Genomic DNA, 16,427 nt, shown 5'->3' on the forward strand with positions numbered 1-16,427 from the left:
CCCTGCGGCGGCAGGGATGTTCGGGCTCGGGCTCGGGTGGGGACGGGGGGTGGGAAGGCGGGGCGGGTGGGCCGGGCTCACCGGGAGCCGGCGGATTCCGTTTCCGGCCACCAGCTGAGGTAGCGCTCGCCGCTGTCGGGGAAGACGGTCGCCACGACCGCGTCCGACAGGTCGTGCCGACGGGAGAGTTCGAGGCAGGCGTACGCGGCCGCGCCCGCGGAGATCCCGACGAGGAGCCCGGAGCGGGCGGCGATGGCGCGCGTGGTGGCGGCGGCGTCGGCGTCGCCGACCACGACGACCTCGTCGATGAGGTGCACGTCGGTGACGGGGCTGATGAAGCCGCCGTTGAGGCCCGGGATGCGGTGCGGGCCGGGCTCGCCGCCGGAGAGCAGTGCGGAGCCGGCGGGCTCGGCCGCGACCACCTTCAGGTCCGGGTTGCGCTCGCGCAGGTAGCGGGCGGTGCCGGTGAGGGTGCCGCCGGTGCCGACGCCGCACACCAGGTAGTCGACCCGGCCTTCGGTGTCGCGCCAGATCTCGGGGCCGGTCGTCTCGTAGTGGGCGCGGACGTTGTCCGGGTTCTCGTGCTGGCGCGCGTACCAGGAGCCCGGCATCCCGGCGTGCAGCTTCTCGGCGTGCTCGACGCAGGCGGCGAAGCCGAGGGTGTGGTCGGTGAACTCGACCTCGGCCCCCAGCATGCGCAGCGTCAGGACGCGTTCGCGGGAGGAGTTGGAGGGCAGCACGATCAGACAGCGGTAGCCGCGGGCGGCGGCGAGCGCGGCCAGGGCGATGCCGGTGTTGCCGGAGGTGGACTCGATGACGGTGGCCCCGGGCCGGAGGGCGCCGGACTCCTCGGCGGCCCTCAGCATGAAGAGGGCGGCGCGGTCCTTGATGCTGGACAGCGGGTTGGCCGCCTCCAGCTTGGCGAGGACCCGCGCGGTCGCGGGCAGGCCGTCGAGCTGGAGCTCGAACAGCGGGGTGTCGCCTACGAGGTCGTCGAACGATGCCGCGATGCGGCGGGTGGTGCGCGCGTGGTTCACGAGCGTCCCCTTTGGTGCTGGACGTGCGGTGGGTCCCTGCAAGGTAGCCAGGCCGGGTTGCGCGCGGTTGGTGCCCGGCTCGGGCCCCCCTCGGGTCCCGCTCGCGCGCGGTTCACGGCCGCGGGAGAGCGGCCCCGGGGGCGAACGGGCCGGGGAGACAAGGGGTTTGGGCGAAAGGGGCGGGGCGGTACGGGCCCGGCACGGTTAGCCTGGCCGCATGGACGAGATCAACGGCGTGGAGGTCATCGCCTTCGCGGATGCCACCGCCTTCGAGGGCTGGCTGGACCGGCACCACACCCGCACCGGGGGCGTATGGATCAAGGTGGCGAAGAAGAAGTCCGGCATCCCGTCGGTCACCGACGACGAGCTGGTGGACATCGGGCTGTGCTACGGCTGGATCTCCGGCCAGCGTCGCTCGTACGACGAGCGGTACTACCTCCAGAAGTACGTGCCGCGCCGCGCCCGGAGCCTGTGGTCGCGGGTGAACGTCGACAAGGTCGCGGAGCTGACGGCGGCCGGCCGGATGCGGGAGCCGGGGCTCGCGGAGGTCCGCCGGGCGCAGGCCGACGGACGGTGGGCGGCGGCGTACGCGTCACAGCGCACGGCGGAGGTCCCGCCCGACCTGGCGGCCGCCCTGGAGGCGGACCCCCGCGCCCGGGCCGCGTTCGAGGCCCTCGGCAGCACCGGCCGCTACCAGCTGGTGCTGCCCCTGCTCCAGGCCCTCACCCCCGAGACCCGCCGGGCCCGCCTCGGCAGGGCCCTCGACACGCTGCTGCGCAACACCCCCTAGGCCGTCAGCGGCGCAGGCCCGCCAGCTTGTCGGGGTTGACCTGGATGCGGATGTTGCGCATCAGGCCGTTCTCCAGGTCGTAGGTGAGCGACCCGATCGGCTCCTCCCCCGCCAGGGCGAGGACGCCGAGCTCGCCGTTGATGACCGCCGGGACGACGGTGACCCCGGCCATGTCCGGCTTGGCCAGCACGCCGAGCAGGAACCGGCCCACGTGGTCGGCGCCGTGGATCGGCCTGCGGCCGGCGGTGACCTTGCCGCCGCCGTCGGACCAGGCGGTGACGTCGGGGGCGAGCATCTCCAGGACGGCGTTCAGGTCTCCCCCGGCGCAGGCGCTCAGGAAGCGCTCGGTGATCCGTTCGCGTTCCGCGCTGTCGCAGTCGTAGCGGTGGCGGCGCTCCGCGACGTGCTTGCGGGCGCGGTGGGAGATCTGCCGGACCGCCGGCTCCGGGCGCTCCAGGAAGCCGGCGATCTCGGCGTGCGAGTAGCCGAAGACCTCGCGCAGCACGAAGACGGCCCGCTCCACGGGGCCCAGCGTCTCCAGGACGACCAGCATCGCCGTGGAGACGCTCTCGGCGAGCTCCCGCTCCTGCGCCACGTCGGGTTCGGTGAGCAGGGGTTCGGGGAGCCAGGGGCCGACGTACTCCTCCCGGGTGGCCCGGGCGGAGGTGAGCCGGTTCAGGGAGAGGTTGGTGACCGTGCGCACGAGGTACGCCTTGGGGTGGCGGACCTCCGACCGGTCGGCCTTGTTCCAGGTCAGCCAGGCGTCCTGGACGATGTCCTCGGCGTCGCTGACGGTCCCCAGCATGCGGTAGGCGGTGGCGAACAGCAGCCTTCGGTGTTCGTTGAAGGGGTCCGCTTCGGATTCGGTCGTGATCACCGTTCGATTCTGCCCGGCGTACGCGGGCTCCTGCCACCCCTCCCCGGCACGGACTCAGCCGAGGGGGCGCAGCCGCTGGCCGGTGAGATCGTGCCGGGCGGGCTTCCCGGCCGTCTCCCGCGCTGCCACGACGGCCACGCGTCCCTCTGCGCTGATCACACAGTTCGGGACCGCCCGGAGCAGGGCGGCGTCGTAGCGGCCGAGTTCGGTCCGGGCGGTGGGCGCGTCCGGGCGGTGGAGGGCCGCCGGGCCTTCGAGGGCGACGACCAGCAGGGTCTCGTCCGGCCGTGCGGCGAGGGCGAGTTCGCCCCGGACGACGGCGACGCGGGCCCGGATCCGGTCCCGGTCGTACATCACGTTGAGGTTCACGACGGGGCCGCCCAGCAGGCGGCAGCCGGTGGGCCGGTCCCCAGGGAAGTGCTGGGGCGCGTACCGCTCGTCCACGCGCCGCCGTACGTCGCCGACGGTGAGGTCCATCCCCTCGCCCTCGGCGAGGGTGAGGATCCGGTCGATGCCGGGGAAGCGCGAGAAGGGGCCGTCGGCGGCCACCTCGGCGAGGCTGACGCGCCAGTCGAAGCCGGCGGTCCCGGCGTTCTCGGGACGGGCCGTGATCTCGCGGGTGACCCCGCCCCCGTTCTTCCAGGCAGAGGCCGTCCGGTCGGCGGCGCGCAGGATGCGGATCTCGGCGGGGCCGGGCATGGCGGGGTCTTCCTTCCCTCGGGTCCGTACCGCCCGGCGGGCGGTACGGACGCGGGCGGCGGAGGCCGAGCCTATCCGGGGGGCGTCAGCAGCCGCTGGTCCAGGTGTGGGAGCCGCCCTGGTCGTTGGCGCCTCCGTGGTAGCCGACCTCCTGGCCGGGGGCCAGACAGAGGGTGACCCGGCCCAGCAGCTTGCGGCCCTCGTACACCTTGACGTGGTCCTTCACGCCGGGGCCGGAGACGCCGTGGTTGGCCCAGGAGGAGTCGTACTTGAACATGTCGCCCTCCCACCAGTGGTCGTCGCCGCTGTGCTCGATCTTCAGACCGTCGAAGTTGGCGTTCGTCCAGACGCAGAAGTAGCCGCTGCGGCAGTCCGCCGCCTCGGCGGCGGCGGAGGTGGCGAGGATCCCGGCGGTGGCCATCAGGGCCGTCGCGAGGAGGGTGGTGAGGCGCTTCATGCGGGTGGGTTTCCCTTCGGTGGTGGTGACGTGAGCACGGTCGTGGCTTCGGTGACGGCGCGGGCGCGCAGCCGCTCCCAGGCGGCGATCTCGGCGCGGTGGCGGGCCCGGACCTCGGCGAGGTCGCGGTGGGTGTGATCGGCTTCGGGCCGCAGGTTGTTGACGACGACCGAGGCGCGGAACCAGCCGGGCTGGTCGCCGTAGAGCCGCTGCTGCGCGGCGGCGAGGCAGCCGTCGGTGTGGGCGCGTACGACGTGGCCGGTGGGGAGCGCGAGCGACAGCTCCGCCGGACCCGCACCGAACAGGGCCGCACTGACCCGAGGGTCCGCGGCGCCCTGCGGGCGGCCCGGCCCGCCGCGGGGCGGTACGAGCCTCTGGCGGGTCAGGCACGCGTCGGTGAGGCGCTGCGTGGCGGCCTTGATCAGCTCGTCCGGGTCAGGGGCGGGCCGGCGGTCCCCACCGGCGCAGCCCGTCAGCAACGCGCAGGCCGCCACCGGCGCACAGGCCGTCAGGAGAACGCGGGCCGCCGCCCGAAGGGCGGGCCTCGCCACGGCGCTCGGCGCCGCCATGGCTGGGGTCGCCACGACGGTAGGGGCCGCCACGGCTGGGGTCGCCGCGGCGGTCGGCGCCGCCCCGGCGGTGGCCGTCACGGCGGTCGGGGCCGTCAGGGCCGGCCGGGCCGCCGCGGCGGCCCGCGAGCGGCCGGCGGCGGGTAACCGGCGGCGCGTACGGGACCCGGGCAGTTCCTTGATCACAGACACGCTGTCTAGTCGCCCGAGGCCCCGCGCGACAGGGCGGGCCGCCCCGGCTCACCCGACTGGCGGCGGGTTTCACCCGGGGAAACGTTGCTGCACACCCGGCCCGGCGGCGCGGGCGGGTGCGCGGCAACGGCCGGGTCAGCGCAGGATGCCCGCCTGCCGGGCCGCCCGCAGCCAGGACGGGAACTCCGACAGGAGCCGGTCGTACAGGTCCTGGTCCGAGACCGTGTCGATGTCGTCCACGGCGAAGAAGCCGACGTTGTCGACGCGGCGCCCCGGCATGGTGTCGAAGCGCTCCAGCACGCCGAAGCCGGCCCGGCCGAGACCGACGAACTGCCAGAACACCGGCTCCTCCACGGCCGCCCGCAGCTCCCGCTCGATCTCGTCGTTGCGGTACACCCCGCCGTCGGAGAAGAAGAGGACCAGGGTGGGGGCCGACGCCGGGTGGGAGCGTACGAAGTCCCGTACCTCGGCGATGACCTTCTGCTCCTCGTTCTGGAAGCCGACCTGCCGCATGTCCACCTGGCCGGGCACGAGGCCCCTGGGGGGCTTCTTGCGGCCGAAGAGGCTCATCTGGCCGACGCGTACGTGCAGGCGCAGCCACTCGGGCAGATCGCCGATGGCGAGGTCCGGCAGCCGGGCGGGGTTGGTGGCGAAGGTCCAGGCCTGCATCTCGCCGTCGTCGTCGAGCTGCGCGGCGACGGCCGCCATCCGCTCCACCACGCGCGCGACGGTCCCGCGGGCGTAGAGGGTGCTCATCGATCCCGAGGCGTCGAGGACGAGGACCACGCGGGCGGTCGCCCCCTTGGCCCCGGCCTTGCTCAGGCTGACGGCGACCTGCTTCTTGCGCAGCGACAGCCGGCCCCGCATGTCCTCGGGGAGCCACTCCTCGCCCTTGACCAGCCGTACGGCCGCCTCCCCGGCGGCGGGCGCCGGCGCGGGAGCCCGGACGGGCGCCGGGACGGGCCGCGGCGCGGGGGTGGGCGTGGTCACCGGCGCGGGCAGCGGGGTGGGCTCGGTGACCGGTACCGGTGGCGGCGCGTCGTCCACGGTGATGCCGTAGTCCGTGGCGAGTCCCGCGAGTCCGCTGGCGTACCCCTGGCCGACGGCCCGGAACTTCCACGCCCCGGCCCGCCGGTAGAGCTCGCCGCTCACGAAGGCGGTCTCCGGGCCGGCCTCCATGTCGAAGCGGGCCAGTTCGGCACCGGAGACGGCGTCGAGGAGGCACAGGTGCAGTCCGGGGACGCGGCCGAAGGTGCCGCCGTCGGCGGAGGCGCAGAGCACGACCCGCTCGACGTCCCCTTCGAGGGCGGCGAGGTCGACGTCGAGGGTGTCCGCGCCGGGCCGCTTGCCGAGGTGGCGTACGGCCCCCGAGGCGTGCCGGGGCTGGTTGTAGAAGACGAAGTCCCCGTCGGAGCGGACCCGTCCGGTGGCTGCCAGGAGCAGCGCGGAGGCGTCCACGTCGGGTACCCCCGGCCCGGCGGACCAGCCGAGGACGGCCCTGACGGAGGTGGCGGCCACCGGGAGGTTGGCGCCCTTGCTCATAGTCGTCACGCCGGACAGTCTGCCCGGTGGGCCCGTCCCGCGTGCCCGAATCGGCCGGGAAGGCATGACGCCGGGGCCCGCACCGACAGGTGCGGGCCCCGGGTGACGCCGAAGGGACGGCGTGGGCTCAGGCGGGCACGATGTTCTCGGCCTGCGGGCCCTTCTGGCCCTGGGTGACGTCGAAGACCACCTTCTGGCCCTCCTGGAGCTCCCGGTAGCCCTGGGTGGCGATGTTCGAGTAGTGGGCGAACACGTCGGCGCCGCCGCCGTCCTGCTCGATGAAGCCGAAGCCCTTTTCCGCGTTGAACCACTTCACGGTGCCGGACGCCATATCGATTCTCCTTCGGGGCCATACCCGGAACCGCACTGTGCGGATCCGGAGTCGCCGTGATGATTGACCCGTCCGAAGATCTCTGGGAACCACACCTGCAACTGCCAGGACCGTAGCACAGGGCCACCTCCCAGATGCAGAGCGTTACGTCGATCGGGTGTACGGATCCTTCGGATCGGCTGCGGAACCCGTCGGCCCGGACGCCGGTGGGGCCCGCCGCCGGCGGGCCCCACCCCTGTCTCACGCGCCGCTGGCGTCGAGCATCCCCTCGCGCTCCACGATCTTCACGCGCTCGCGGCCCTGCGGCTCACCCAGCGCCTTCTCCGCGGCGTCGAGCTTGTACCAGCCGTCCCAGGTCGTGTAGCGGGTGCCGCGCTCGGCGAGGAACGCCTCGACGGCCTCCGGCTCGGGGGCGGCGGGGGTCAGCAGGCGCCCCGCGGCGTGGTCGGCCAGCAGGTTGGCGACGGTCTCGTTCGCGTCGCCCTTGGTGTGGCCGATCAGGCCGATCGGGCCGCGCCGGATCCAGCCGGTGACGTACGTCGAGGCGAGGTGCTCGCCGTTCTCGATGACGCGGCCGCCCTCGTCGGGCACCGTGCCGGACTCCACGTCCCAGGGCAGCTTGGGCAGTTCGTCCGAGAGGTAGCCGACGGCGCGGTAGACGGACTGGACGTCCCAGGTGGTGAACTCGCCGGTGCCCTTGACGTTTCCGGTGCCGTCCAGCTCGGTGCGCTCGGTGCGCAGGCCCACGACCTTGCCGTCCTCTCCGAGGATCTCGGCCGGGGACTCGAAGAAGTGCAGGAAGAGCTTGTGCGGGCGGTCGCCGATGTCGCGGATCGCCCAGTTCTCCAGGGTCTTGGCGACCATGTCGGTCTGCTTGTTCTTGCGCCGCTCGGCGATCGAGCCCTCGTCGTACTCGATGTCCTCGGGGTTGACGATCACCTCGATGTTGGGCGAGTGGTCGAGCTCGCGCAGCTCCATCGGGCTGAACTTCGCCTGCGCCGGGCCGCGGCGGCCGAAGACGTGCACCTCCAGGGCCTTGTTGGCCTTCAGGCCGTCGTAGACGTTCGCCGGGATCTCGGTCGGAAGCAGTTCGTCGGCCGTCTTGGCGAGGATGCGGGCCACGTCGAGGGCGACGTTGCCGACGCCGAGGACGGCGACCTTCTCGGCCTCCAGCGGCCAGGTGCGCGGCACGTCGGGGTGGCCGTCGTACCAGGAGACGAAGTCGGCAGCGCCGTAGGAGCCGTCGAGTTCGACGCCCGGGATGCGCAGGGCACGGTCGGCGGTGGCGCCGGTGGAGAAGACGACCGCGTCGTAGAAGGAGCGCAGCTCGTCGAGCGAGATGTCGTTCGGGTAGTCGACGTTGCCGAAGAGGCGGACCTGCGGCTTGTCGAGCACCTGGTGCAGGGCGGTGATGATGCCCTTGATGCGGGGGTGGTCGGGGGCGACGCCGTAGCGGATCAGGCCGAAGGGTGCGGGCATCCGCTCGAAGATGTCGATGGACACGCCGGGGTCGGCCGCCGCCTCGGACTTCAGCAGCGCGTCGGCCGCGTAGATCCCGGCGGGGCCGGCACCGACGATTGCTACCCGCAGAGAGCGAGGCATGACTGGGTTTCCCTTCGACCGACAATCTGACTGATCAAGGAAACCCTAAACTAAGGCCACCCTAACCCGGCACCCGCCCCCGGGTTATGACCCCATAATCGAATCTTATGGCTTGCCAAAGCCTGACTTTTGGCTGACGGCGGGCTCAGGCCTCGTACTCGGTGAGGTCGATGCCGTAGAGGCTGAGCCGGGCGCCGGTCTCCGGGTCCGCCGTCTCCCCGTCGCGCTCCATGCCGAGCTTGCGGATCACGTTCTCGGACTCCTCGTTGCCGACGCGGTTGACGGCGACGACCCGGTCCAGGCCCCGGTCCTGAAGGGCGAACTCCAGGGCGGCCTGGGCCGCTTCGGATGCGTAGCCCTGCCCCCAGAAGGGCCGGCCCAGACGCCAGAGGACCTGCACCTGGTGCCGGGTCTCGGGCAGGTCGTCCGCCGCGGACAGCCCCACGGCCCCGATCAGCTCCCCGGAGGCGAGGAGCTCCACGGCGAACAGGCCGAAGCCCTCGTCGTCCCACTCCTCCTCCCAGCGCTCGATGGCCTCGGCGGTCCGGTCGAGGTCGAGCGGGGACCCGTCGCCGATCCAGCGCATCACGTCCGGGTCTGCGTGGATCTCCGAGAGGGGGACGAGGTCGTCGTCGGTCCAGCGGCGGAGGAGGAGGCGGGGGGTACGGATCTCGGTCATGCGCACATCCTGCCGAACACGGTCCGACCAGGGGTAATCGGGCCGGCTCAGGACACGCTGATGGCGTCGAGCTTCGCGCGCAGGTACACGTGCGAGTCGACCGGCTCGTGCGCCACCCGGCCGACCGGGGCGGGCAGGGACTCGACGCGGGTGTGCGCGTCGCACTCGTAGAAGTAGACCAGCGAGATCAGTTCCTCGGCCGGCGCGTGCGCGGGCGGCGGCAGCACCCGGTGGCGGCCCGCCCGCCACCGGTCGCCGGTCCACCGGGCCAGCAGGTCGCCGATGTTGACGGTGAGCGCCGCCGGGTCCCAGGGGGCGTCCTGCCAGCCCCCCTCGTCGGTGTGGATCTGGAGGCCGCCCGCGCCCCGCTCCCGGTCCAGGACGGTCACCGTCCCGAAGTCGGTGTGCGGCCCGATGCGGAACTGGCCGGGCAGCGGCGGGCCGACCACCTCGGCGCCCGGGTACCAGTTGACGTTGAACCCCCAGGTGGGGTGGCCGGTGTACCGGGTGAAGTGGTCCCCGGGCAGGGCCAGCGCCACCGCCAGCAGCTCCAGCAGTTCGTCGGAGAGGGCCCGCATCGCGGTCAGGTACTCGGCCACCAGCGGCCGCAGCCGCGGCACCTCGGCGGGCCAGGTGTTCGGCCGGAACCACTCGGCGTCCACCGAGGGCACGCCCGTCGGGTCCTCGGCCGCGCAGGACCAGGACTCCTTCAGGTCGGGCGGCGAGGCCGTCCCCTCCGCGTAGCTGTTGGCCTCCGCACCGGGGCCGAGCCAGCCGCGTCCGCCGACACCGACCGCGTACGGCTCCTTCGCCCCGGGCGGCAGCCGGAAGAAGGCGCGCGCGGCCTCGCGGATCGCCGCGGGCAGGGCCGGGTCCACCCCGTGCCCGGTGACCAGGAGGAAGCCGGCCGCCTGGAGCGCCTCGTCGACGCGTGCGGCGGTCCGTGCACGGGCGGCGGGCTCACCGGAGCGCCACGGGCCGAGGTCGATGACGGGAACCTGGGTGGTGGCCATGGGGACCTGCCTTCCGGAAGGGGCCGGGCGTCCGGCACCGAGCGTAGGGCTTCCGGGCCCGCGGGGGCAGGCGCACGGCGGCGCGTACTCCGGACGGGGACCCGCGCCCGGTGGACGGTACGCGGCCTCCGCGCCCGGTGGACGGGTACGCGGCCCCCGCGCCCGGGGCCGGCGCGGCCTGTCAGTCCGGCAGGCCGGTGCCGCAGCGGGAGCAGTAGCGGGCGCCCGCCTCGGTGGCGAGCCGGCCGCAGTCCGGGCAGACCCGGTGCGACAGGCACGCCGTCTCGCCGCCCTCGGTGGGGCCGGGCGTGCGCTCGGGGCCGCCGATGCCGAGGCCGGGGCGCCGGGTGTGGACGGTCAGGTACGTCAGCCCCTGCGGGCCGGCGGTCAGCGAGCGCCGGGCACCGCGCGCGAGCCAGCAGGCGGTGTGCGGGCGCAGCCGGTGCGCCCCGTCCTCGGTCTCGATGCGCCCGCCGCCCTCCACCACGACGAGCAGGACGTCGAGGGCGGGCTCGGCGTGCTCGGCGATGGCCGCGCCGGGACGCAGCCGGATCAGGTTGGAGTCCAGGCCGCGCCCGGCTCCGGTCAGCCGCCACAGGGCGCCGGTCGCTTCGGCGGGGGCTCCGGCGATCACCGCGTCGAGGTCCGTGAGGATCCCGGTGAGGTGGGGGTGTGTCGTCATTGCTGGTCCTTCCCTGCCTCGAGCACGTGCCTCCGCAGTCATACACGATCAAGCCCGGCCGATTCCGGCCGATCCGCTCTTTGCGTCCCGACTGCGTGCACTCCCCCGGCCTGCACCCCCATCGCCGCCGCCGGACGCGCGGGCGGTAGGGTCGTGTCCGGATTGCGCCGTCCTCACCCGGATCGGACGTGAGGCCCGGCCGGCGGTCGATCACCGTACGGGCGCGGCCGCTCCTGCCTCCCTCCCCCGCCCGTACCGGAAACCTGCCCCCGTATGCCCTCCCGCACCACCACCGCCACCGCTCCCGCTCCCGTCCCCTCGCCCCGCAGGCGCCTGCTCTCGCCCCGGGCCCCCGCCCGGCCGAGCGCGGCGGCAGCCTTCCACAGCGTCAGCGCCGCGACCACCGTGCTGCTGGGCCTCGTCGCGATCGGCGCGGCCATCCACGAGCCGGTGCTGATACCCCCGCTGGCGGCGAGCGCCGCGCTGGTGCACAGCGCCCCCACCCTGCCGCTGGCCCAGCCGCGCGGGGTGGTCATCGGGCACCTGCTGGGCGCGGCGTGCGGTTTCGCGGTCCTGGCCGTGGCGGGCAGCAGCGCCTGGGCCGCGGCCGTCGCGGCCGGGCTCACCCTGGCCCTGCTGACGCTGGCCCGCACGCCGCACTCCCCGGCCGTGGCCACCGCCGTGGTGACGGTGCTCCAGACGCCCGCGCCCGCCCGGTTCGTGCCGCTGCTCTTCGGATCCACCGTGCTGCTGGTCCTCACCGGATACGCCGGTTCCCGCATCCGCCGTACGGCGCCGAGGTACCCCGCGTACTGGTGGTGACCTGCGGGCGCGCCTGCTCGGTGGCGAGGGGGCACGGACGCTACTCCTTGTGTGTGGAAATTTCTGCGAAGGACGTCTTCGGGGCCCCGTGCTGGGTGAGTCTGATGGCCCGCGACCTGGAGGCGTCCCAGCGCTTCTACGGGGCGGTCGTGGGGTGGGGCTTCCGCCGGGCCCGGCTCGGCTCGGCCTTCTCGGTGGCCGTGCTGGACGGCGTACCGGTGGCCGGCATCGGGGCGCTGGCCACTGATCTGGCGGTGCCCGTCGCCTGGACGCCCTACTTCGCGGTGGACGACGCCGACGTCGCCGCCTCGCGGATCCGCGAGCGCGTCGGGACGGTGGCGGTGGGCCCGGTCTCCTTCCCCGGGGGCGGGCGGGCCGCGCTGGTTGCCGACCCCGACGGGGCGGTCTTCGGGATCTGGCAGGGGCCCGTCTCCTCGGACTGGCGGGTCGGCGTGGGACCCGCCCCGGCCTGGCTGGAGCTGCGGACCAGGAACGCCTTCGACGCCGCGCTGTTCTACGGCGAGGTGCTGGAATGGGCCACGGGCCGGGCGGGGTGCTGCGAGGTCTCGTACGAGGAGGAACGGGTCGTGCTGCGGCAGAACGGCGAGCCGGTGGCACGGCTGGACGGCGGCCCGGTGGAGCCGGGCGCGTACACCCCGCACACGCGGCCCCGCTGGCACGTCCACTTCCGGGTGGCGGACCTGGACGACGCCGTCGAGGCGGCCCTGGACCTCGGCGGGCGCACGGTCTCGGTGATCACTTCGGACGCCGCGGAGCGCTCGCTGACGCTCCGCGACCCGGACGGCGCCCTCTTCACGCTCACCGAGCGGATCGCGGCGCCGGGAGCGGGGGCCGGACCGGACGCCCCGGACACCGGCGCGGGATCCGGGGCGGACCGCGCCGCCGGCTGACGGGAGCGGGCCCGCTCGCCGGTCCCCGGGGGCGCGGGGAGACTGGGGGTGTCCGGAGGAGGTGCGTCATGGAGCCGGTGGCGGCGCTGGACCGGATCGCCTTCCTGCTGGAGCGCGCGCAGGCCCCGACCTACCGGGTGCGGGCCTTCCGTACGGCGGCGGCGGCCGTCGCCCGCATGGGTGAGCGGGAGACCGCCGAGCGGGCCGCCGCCGGATCGCTGGAGGCGGTCAAGGGCATCGGGCCGAAGACCGCGAAGGTGGTGCGCGAGGCGCTGGCCGGCGGGATCCCCGAGTACCTGGGCGTCCTGGAGGAGGAGGCCGCGGCGATGCCGGCGGGGCCGCCCGCCCCGCCCGCCGCCACCGCGCTGCGCGCCGCCCTGCGCGGGGACTGCCACCTGCACTCGGACTGGTCGGACGGCGGGAGCCCGATCGAGGCGATGGGACGGGCGGCAGCCGCCCTGGGGCACGAGTGGGCGGTGCTCACGGACCACTCGCCGAGCCTGAAGGTCGCCCGTGGCCTCTCGCCGGAGCGGCTGCGCGAACAGCTTCGGGTGGTGGCCGAACTGAACGAGCGGTGGGCCCCCTTCCGGCTGCTCACCGGCATCGAGTGCGACATCCTCCTCGACGGCTCCCTCGACCAGGAGCCGGAGCTGCTGGACCGGCTCGACCTGGTGGTGGGATCCGTCCACTCGAAGCTGCGGATGGAGTCGCCCGCCATGACGCGGCGGCTGCTCAAGGCCGTCCGCAATCCCCTGATGGACGTCCTCGGTCACTGCACGGGGCGGCTCGTCACCGGCCGGACCCGCCCCGAGTCGGCCTTCGACGCCGAGGCCGTGTTCGCGGCGTGCGCGGAGTCCGGCACCGCCGTGGAGATCAACAGCCGCCCCGAACGGCTCGATCCGCCCCGGCGGCTGCTGCGGCTGGCCGTCGCGGCGGGCACCTTCTTCGCGGTCGACACGGACGCGCACGCCCCGGGGCAGCTGGACTGGCAGATCCTGGGCTGCGTACGGGCGGCGGAGTGCGGGGTGCCGGCCGAACGCGTCGTCAACACCTGGCCCGCCGACCGGCTGCTCGCCTGGACGGACTCCCGGTAGGGCGCGGCCGGGCGGGCAACGGGACGGGGCCCCGGCCGCCCGGTGAGCGGCCGGGGCCCCGCAGGGAGGACCGGGGTCAGCCTCCCGTGCCGGCCGGCCGGCCGTACTTCAGGGCCAGGCCTGCCAGGACCGCCCCGGCGCCGGCGCACAGGACGGCGGTGACCCCGGCCCACGCGTACGGGCCGCCGAGGGCGCCGTCCAGCGGGTCGAAGAACACCAGGCCGCCCACGATGTGCAGGGTGACCACGGCGAGTGCCGCCACGGCGGCGGCCCGCCACACGGCGGCGGTGTCGCGTACCGCCAGCAGGGCGCCGAGCGCGAGGCAGAGCAGGGACACGGCCAGGGGCGCGAGGCTCTCGGGGGCCGGGGGCCGGCCGAGGTCACCGGGCAGGTGCAGCACCCCGCACAGCAGCAGGACCGCTGCCGTCGGCCAGCGCAGTACGTGGCGCAGCGCGCCCGCCGCCGGTGCCGCGGCGGGTTCCCGCGCGGCCCGCGGCGCCGCCGCCGGTGCGGCGACGGCGACGGCCAGGGGGGCGGGCGCCGGGGCGGGCAGGTCCTCGGCCGGTTCCGGGGCGGCGGCCCGCTGCGGGGCGGGGGCCGGAGGGTCCTCGGGCGGCGGCGGCAGCGCCGCCCGCGCGGGGGGCCGGTCGGTGCGCGGGGTGCCGTCGGGGCCGAGGATGCTGGCCAGCAGGGCGACGTCCTCGATGGGCCGGCCGACGGCGGCCGCGCGGAGGGTGAGGTCGGCCTCGGCCTCCTCCAGCGGGTGCTCGCCCAGCAGGGCGACCATGTGGCGGACGTCGTCGACGGGCCGGGTGACCGCGGCGGTGCGCAGCGCGTCCCGGCCGGGGCTGGCGAGCGGGCCGCCCTCCTTGAGGAGGCTCACCAGGGCGGTGACCTCCTCGACGGGCCGGCAGGTGACCGCCGTCTCCAGCAGGGTGCGGATGGGCTCGGGGTGGGGTTCGGGGCGCGGCCCGGGGCCGGACGCGGCCGGGGCCGGGCCGTCCGTTCCGGGGCTCGGGCCGGCGGCCCCGGTCGGCGGGTCGGCCGCCGCGGCCGGGAGGCCGGGGGGTGCGGGCGGCGTGTCGGCCGTCGCGGACGGCAGATCCGGGGCCCCGTGGGGGACGCCCTCGGTCGCCGACGGCAGATCGGGGGTCGCCGAGGGGAGGGCCGCGGTGGCGGAGGGGAGGTCCGGGGTCGCGGGCGGCACGGGGTGGAGGGGGCCGGCGGTGGGGTGCGGGGTGGCGGGGAGCCCGTCGCGGTCGCCGTGGTCCGTCGCCGCGAGGGTGCTGGGGTCATTCATGGAAAGCTCCGTTCGCCGACGCGCGGGGTCTACACATCGCGCGCCGGTCATCGTGCGTCATGGGAATCGCACGCTTTGTTACATTCAGCGGCACCTTCCCCCACTGCGCCATTCGGGGCGGGCAAACGGGGGTCTCCCCGGCGCGTCCCGGCGCCGCGCCGGACACGCCGCGTCCCAAGGCTCCCCGGGATGACGGGGGCGGGCCACAGTGGGCCGGTCGACCCGTCGAGGAGGGGGCGCAGCCGTGCCGGATCCCAGCCCCAGCCCCGCCGCCCGCCCCGGACGGTTCCGCCGTCGGCTGGTGGCCGCTCTGCTGCCCGTGCTGGTGCTGCTCTGCGCCACCGGGTCGGAACCGCCCGCCGCCGTGGCGGTGGCCGGTACCGCCGCGCGGCCCGTCGTCGCCACGGCGGAGGGGCCGGTACGTGGCCGCGCGCACGGGGCGTACGACACGTTCGAGGGGGTCCCGTACGCGGCCGCGCCGACGGGTCCGCTGCGCTGGCGGCCGCCGCGTCCCGCGCCGCGCCGGGCGGGGGTGCTCGACGCCGGGGCTCCGGGCTCCCCCTGTCCGCAGCTTCCGGCGTACGGGCCGGGCGGGCCGGAGGGCTCGGAGGACTGCCTGTACCTGAACGTCACCGCCCCGGCGGGGCGGGGGCGGGCTCGGCCGGTGATGGTGTGGTTTCACGGCGGCGGGTTCCGCTTCGGCCGGGGGGACGCGTACCGGCCGGAGCCGCTGGCGGTGACGGGCGGCGCGGTGGTCGTGACCGTCAACTACCGGCTCGGCGTCTTCGGTTTCTTCGGCCACCCGGAGCTGGGCGGCGCCCCGGACTTCGGGCTCGCCGACCAGCAGGCGGCGCTGCGCTGGGTGCGGGCGAACGCGGCCCGCTTCGGCGGTGATCCGGGGCGGGTGACGGTCTTCGGGGAGTCGGCCGGCGGGCTCAGCGTCTGCGCGCACCTGGTCTCCCCCGCCTCGGCGGGCCTCTTCCAACGGGCGATCGTGCAGAGCGGCTCCTGCTCGACGACGATGCCGCCGTACGCCCTGCTGCCGACGGCGGGGACGTACGAGCCGTTCGTGCCGCAGGAGCGCACCGTCTCGGCCGGTGTGGCGGCGGCGGCCGCCCTCGGCTGCGGCGGCCGGCCGCGGGGGCGGGTGCTGGACTGCCTGCGCGGGCTGGACACGGGCCGGCTGACGACCCCGGAGCTGGCCGAGCGGTTCTCCGGGGTCGCGTACGGCAACGCCCTGCTGCCGCTGGAGCCGGTCCGGGCGCTGGAGGCGGGCCGTTTCCACCGGGTGCCGGTGGTGCAGGGGACCAACCGCGACGAGATGCGGCTCTTCCTCTCGTCGGCGCTGGCGGTGTATCCGGTGAGCGGGGAGGAAGGCTACCGGGAGCGGCTGCGGACCTCCTTCGGCGCGGCGGCCGCCGCCGTGGCGGCGGCCTACCCGGCGGGCGGGTTCGAGACACCCGCGCTGGCATGGGCGGCCGTGCTCTCCGACGCCTCCTTCACCTGTCCGGCGCTGCGGGACAGCCGGGCGCTGGCGCGGCACGTGCCGACGTACGGCTACCTGTTCGGCGACAGCGGCGCGCCGAACTTCCTGGGGCTGCCGGAGCGGCCCGGGTTCCCGTTCGGCGCGGCGCACGGCTTCGAACTGCCCTATCTGTTCTCGACGGTGGAGCTGACCGTGCCTCAGCAGGCCCTGTCCGCGCGGATGACGGAGTACTGGACGCGGTTCGCCCGCACCGGCTCGCCGAACGCGCCGGGCTCCCCCGCCTGGCCCCGGTTCGGGGCGTCCGCGCCCTCGGTGCTGCATCTGGCGCCGGGCGCGGGCGGGAT

Annotated in this window: 16 protein-coding genes and 1 pseudogene; 5 read left to right on the top strand and 12 right to left on the bottom strand. The window is 75.2% G+C overall.

The window, feature by feature from the left end; genetic code table 11:
- Nucleotides 1-77 precede the first annotated feature (77 nt).
- Nucleotides 78-1,037 carry a PLP-dependent cysteine synthase family protein gene (locus tag AC069X_RS06210; protein WP_478725637.1) on the bottom strand — a complete coding sequence of 320 codons (960 nt, stop codon included), beginning with the start codon at nt 1,035-1,037 and terminating at the stop codon, nt 78-80.
- 217 nt (nt 1,038-1,254) lie between these two features.
- Here AC069X_RS06210 and AC069X_RS06215 point away from each other — a divergent pair, with 217 nt between their 5' ends.
- Nucleotides 1,255-1,827: a YdeI/OmpD-associated family protein gene (locus AC069X_RS06215; RefSeq protein ID WP_478725639.1), complete on the top strand. Its 573-nt coding sequence runs from the start codon at nt 1,255-1,257 to the stop codon at nt 1,825-1,827.
- Nucleotides 1,828-1,831: 4 nt separating this feature from the next.
- Here AC069X_RS06215 and AC069X_RS06220 read toward each other — a convergent pair whose 3' ends face one another.
- From AC069X_RS06220 to AC069X_RS06265, 10 genes are all read right to left on the bottom strand, one after another.
- Nucleotides 1,832-2,704 carry an RNA polymerase sigma-70 factor gene (locus tag AC069X_RS06220; RefSeq protein ID WP_478725641.1) on the bottom strand — a complete coding sequence of 291 codons (873 nt, stop codon included), beginning with the start codon at nt 2,702-2,704 and terminating at the stop codon, nt 1,832-1,834.
- 54 nt (nt 2,705-2,758) lie between these two features.
- A complete protein-coding gene (locus AC069X_RS06225) occupies nt 2,759-3,403 on the bottom strand; it encodes a HutD/Ves family protein (protein ID WP_478725642.1) in 645 nt (214 codons plus the stop codon).
- An 85-nt stretch (nt 3,404-3,488) separates the two neighbouring features.
- Entirely contained in the window at nt 3,489-3,860 is a 372-nt protein-coding gene (locus AC069X_RS06230) for a peptidase inhibitor family I36 protein (RefSeq protein ID WP_478725644.1), read from the bottom strand.
- Nucleotides 3,857-4,621 (bottom strand): hypothetical protein, encoded by a 765-nt coding sequence (locus AC069X_RS06235; RefSeq protein ID WP_478725646.1) that lies wholly within the window; start codon nt 4,619-4,621, stop codon nt 3,857-3,859. Before AC069X_RS06235 ends, AC069X_RS06230 begins: the two co-directional genes overlap by 4 nt.
- A 135-nt stretch (nt 4,622-4,756) precedes the next feature.
- Nucleotides 4,757-6,163, bottom strand: a complete 1,407-nt coding sequence (locus tag AC069X_RS06240) for a VWA domain-containing protein (protein ID WP_478725784.1) — start codon at nt 6,161-6,163, stop codon at nt 4,757-4,759.
- A gap of 127 nt (nt 6,164-6,290) precedes the next feature.
- A complete protein-coding gene (locus AC069X_RS06245) occupies nt 6,291-6,494 on the bottom strand; it encodes a cold-shock protein (protein WP_362458472.1) in 204 nt (67 codons plus the stop codon).
- 240 nt (nt 6,495-6,734) lie between these two features.
- Nucleotides 6,735-8,096 carry an FAD-dependent oxidoreductase gene (locus AC069X_RS06250; protein WP_478725649.1) on the bottom strand — a complete coding sequence of 454 codons (1,362 nt, stop codon included), beginning with the start codon at nt 8,094-8,096 and terminating at the stop codon, nt 6,735-6,737.
- A 145-nt stretch (nt 8,097-8,241) separates the two neighbouring features.
- Entirely contained in the window at nt 8,242-8,775 is a 534-nt protein-coding gene (locus tag AC069X_RS06255; RefSeq protein WP_478725651.1) for a GNAT family N-acetyltransferase, read from the bottom strand.
- A 47-nt stretch (nt 8,776-8,822) separates the two neighbouring features.
- Nucleotides 8,823-9,788, bottom strand: a complete 966-nt coding sequence (locus AC069X_RS06260) for an isopenicillin N synthase family dioxygenase (RefSeq protein WP_478725652.1) — start codon at nt 9,786-9,788, stop codon at nt 8,823-8,825.
- Between the two features lie 181 nt (nt 9,789-9,969).
- Nucleotides 9,970-10,470, bottom strand: coding sequence for a cupin domain-containing protein (locus tag AC069X_RS06265; RefSeq protein ID WP_478725654.1), 501 nt, complete (start codon nt 10,468-10,470; stop codon nt 9,970-9,972).
- Nucleotides 10,471-10,743: 273 nt separating this feature from the next.
- Between AC069X_RS06265 and AC069X_RS06270 the strand changes: the two genes are divergently transcribed.
- The 3 genes from AC069X_RS06270 (at nt 10,744) to AC069X_RS06280 (ending at nt 13,297) form a co-directional block, all read left to right on the top strand.
- Nucleotides 10,744-11,292 (top strand): HPP family protein, encoded by a 549-nt coding sequence (locus tag AC069X_RS06270; protein ID WP_478725656.1) that lies wholly within the window; start codon nt 10,744-10,746, stop codon nt 11,290-11,292.
- 104 nt (nt 11,293-11,396) lie between these two features.
- Nucleotides 11,397-12,203 carry a VOC family protein gene (locus tag AC069X_RS06275; protein ID WP_478725786.1) on the top strand — a complete coding sequence of 269 codons (807 nt, stop codon included), beginning with the start codon at nt 11,397-11,399 and terminating at the stop codon, nt 12,201-12,203.
- Nucleotides 12,204-12,271: 68 nt separating this feature from the next.
- On the top strand, nt 12,272-13,297 hold the full coding sequence (locus AC069X_RS06280; protein ID WP_478725657.1) for a PHP domain-containing protein: 1,026 nt from the start codon (nt 12,272-12,274) through the stop codon (nt 13,295-13,297).
- A 76-nt stretch (nt 13,298-13,373) separates the two neighbouring features.
- Here the strand turns inward: AC069X_RS06280 and AC069X_RS06285 are convergent, their stop codons facing one another.
- Complete coding sequence (locus tag AC069X_RS06285) at nt 13,374-14,597, bottom strand: hypothetical protein (RefSeq protein ID WP_478725659.1); 1,224 nt, start codon at nt 14,595-14,597, stop codon at nt 13,374-13,376.
- Nucleotides 14,598-14,967: 370 nt separating this feature from the next.
- On the opposite strand from AC069X_RS06285, the pseudogene AC069X_RS06290 reads away from it, so the two are divergent.
- Nucleotides 14,968-16,410 (top strand): annotated as a pseudogene (locus AC069X_RS06290) (carboxylesterase/lipase family protein); the annotation flags it as partial.
- Nucleotides 16,411-16,427: the final 17 nt, after the last annotated feature.

This window comes from Streptomyces sp. NPDC043896 (assembly GCF_056435605.1).

Coding starts and splice junctions, on each gene's coding strand:
- AC069X_RS06260 (WP_478725652.1), bottom strand. CDS start 9,788: ATGGCCACCACCCAGGTTCCCGTCATCGACCTCGGCCCGTGGCGCTCC.
- AC069X_RS06225 (WP_478725642.1), bottom strand. CDS start 3,403: ATGCCCGGCCCCGCCGAGATCCGCATCCTGCGCGCCGCCGACCGGACG.
- AC069X_RS06230 (WP_478725644.1), bottom strand. CDS start 3,860: ATGAAGCGCCTCACCACCCTCCTCGCGACGGCCCTGATGGCCACCGCC.
- AC069X_RS06240 (WP_478725784.1), bottom strand. CDS start 6,163: ATGAGCAAGGGCGCCAACCTCCCGGTGGCCGCCACCTCCGTCAGGGCC.
- AC069X_RS06270 (WP_478725656.1), top strand. CDS start 10,744: ATGCCCTCCCGCACCACCACCGCCACCGCTCCCGCTCCCGTCCCCTCG.
- AC069X_RS06280 (WP_478725657.1), top strand. CDS start 12,272: ATGGAGCCGGTGGCGGCGCTGGACCGGATCGCCTTCCTGCTGGAGCGC.
- AC069X_RS06255 (WP_478725651.1), bottom strand. CDS start 8,775: ATGACCGAGATCCGTACCCCCCGCCTCCTCCTCCGCCGCTGGACCGAC.
- AC069X_RS06215 (WP_478725639.1), top strand. CDS start 1,255: ATGGACGAGATCAACGGCGTGGAGGTCATCGCCTTCGCGGATGCCACC.
- AC069X_RS06265 (WP_478725654.1), bottom strand. CDS start 10,470: ATGACGACACACCCCCACCTCACCGGGATCCTCACGGACCTCGACGCG.
- AC069X_RS06285 (WP_478725659.1), bottom strand. CDS start 14,597: ATGAATGACCCCAGCACCCTCGCGGCGACGGACCACGGCGACCGCGAC.
- AC069X_RS06275 (WP_478725786.1), top strand. CDS start 11,397: ATGGCCCGCGACCTGGAGGCGTCCCAGCGCTTCTACGGGGCGGTCGTG.
- AC069X_RS06245 (WP_362458472.1), bottom strand. CDS start 6,494: ATGGCGTCCGGCACCGTGAAGTGGTTCAACGCGGAAAAGGGCTTCGGC.
- AC069X_RS06250 (WP_478725649.1), bottom strand. CDS start 8,096: ATGCCTCGCTCTCTGCGGGTAGCAATCGTCGGTGCCGGCCCCGCCGGG.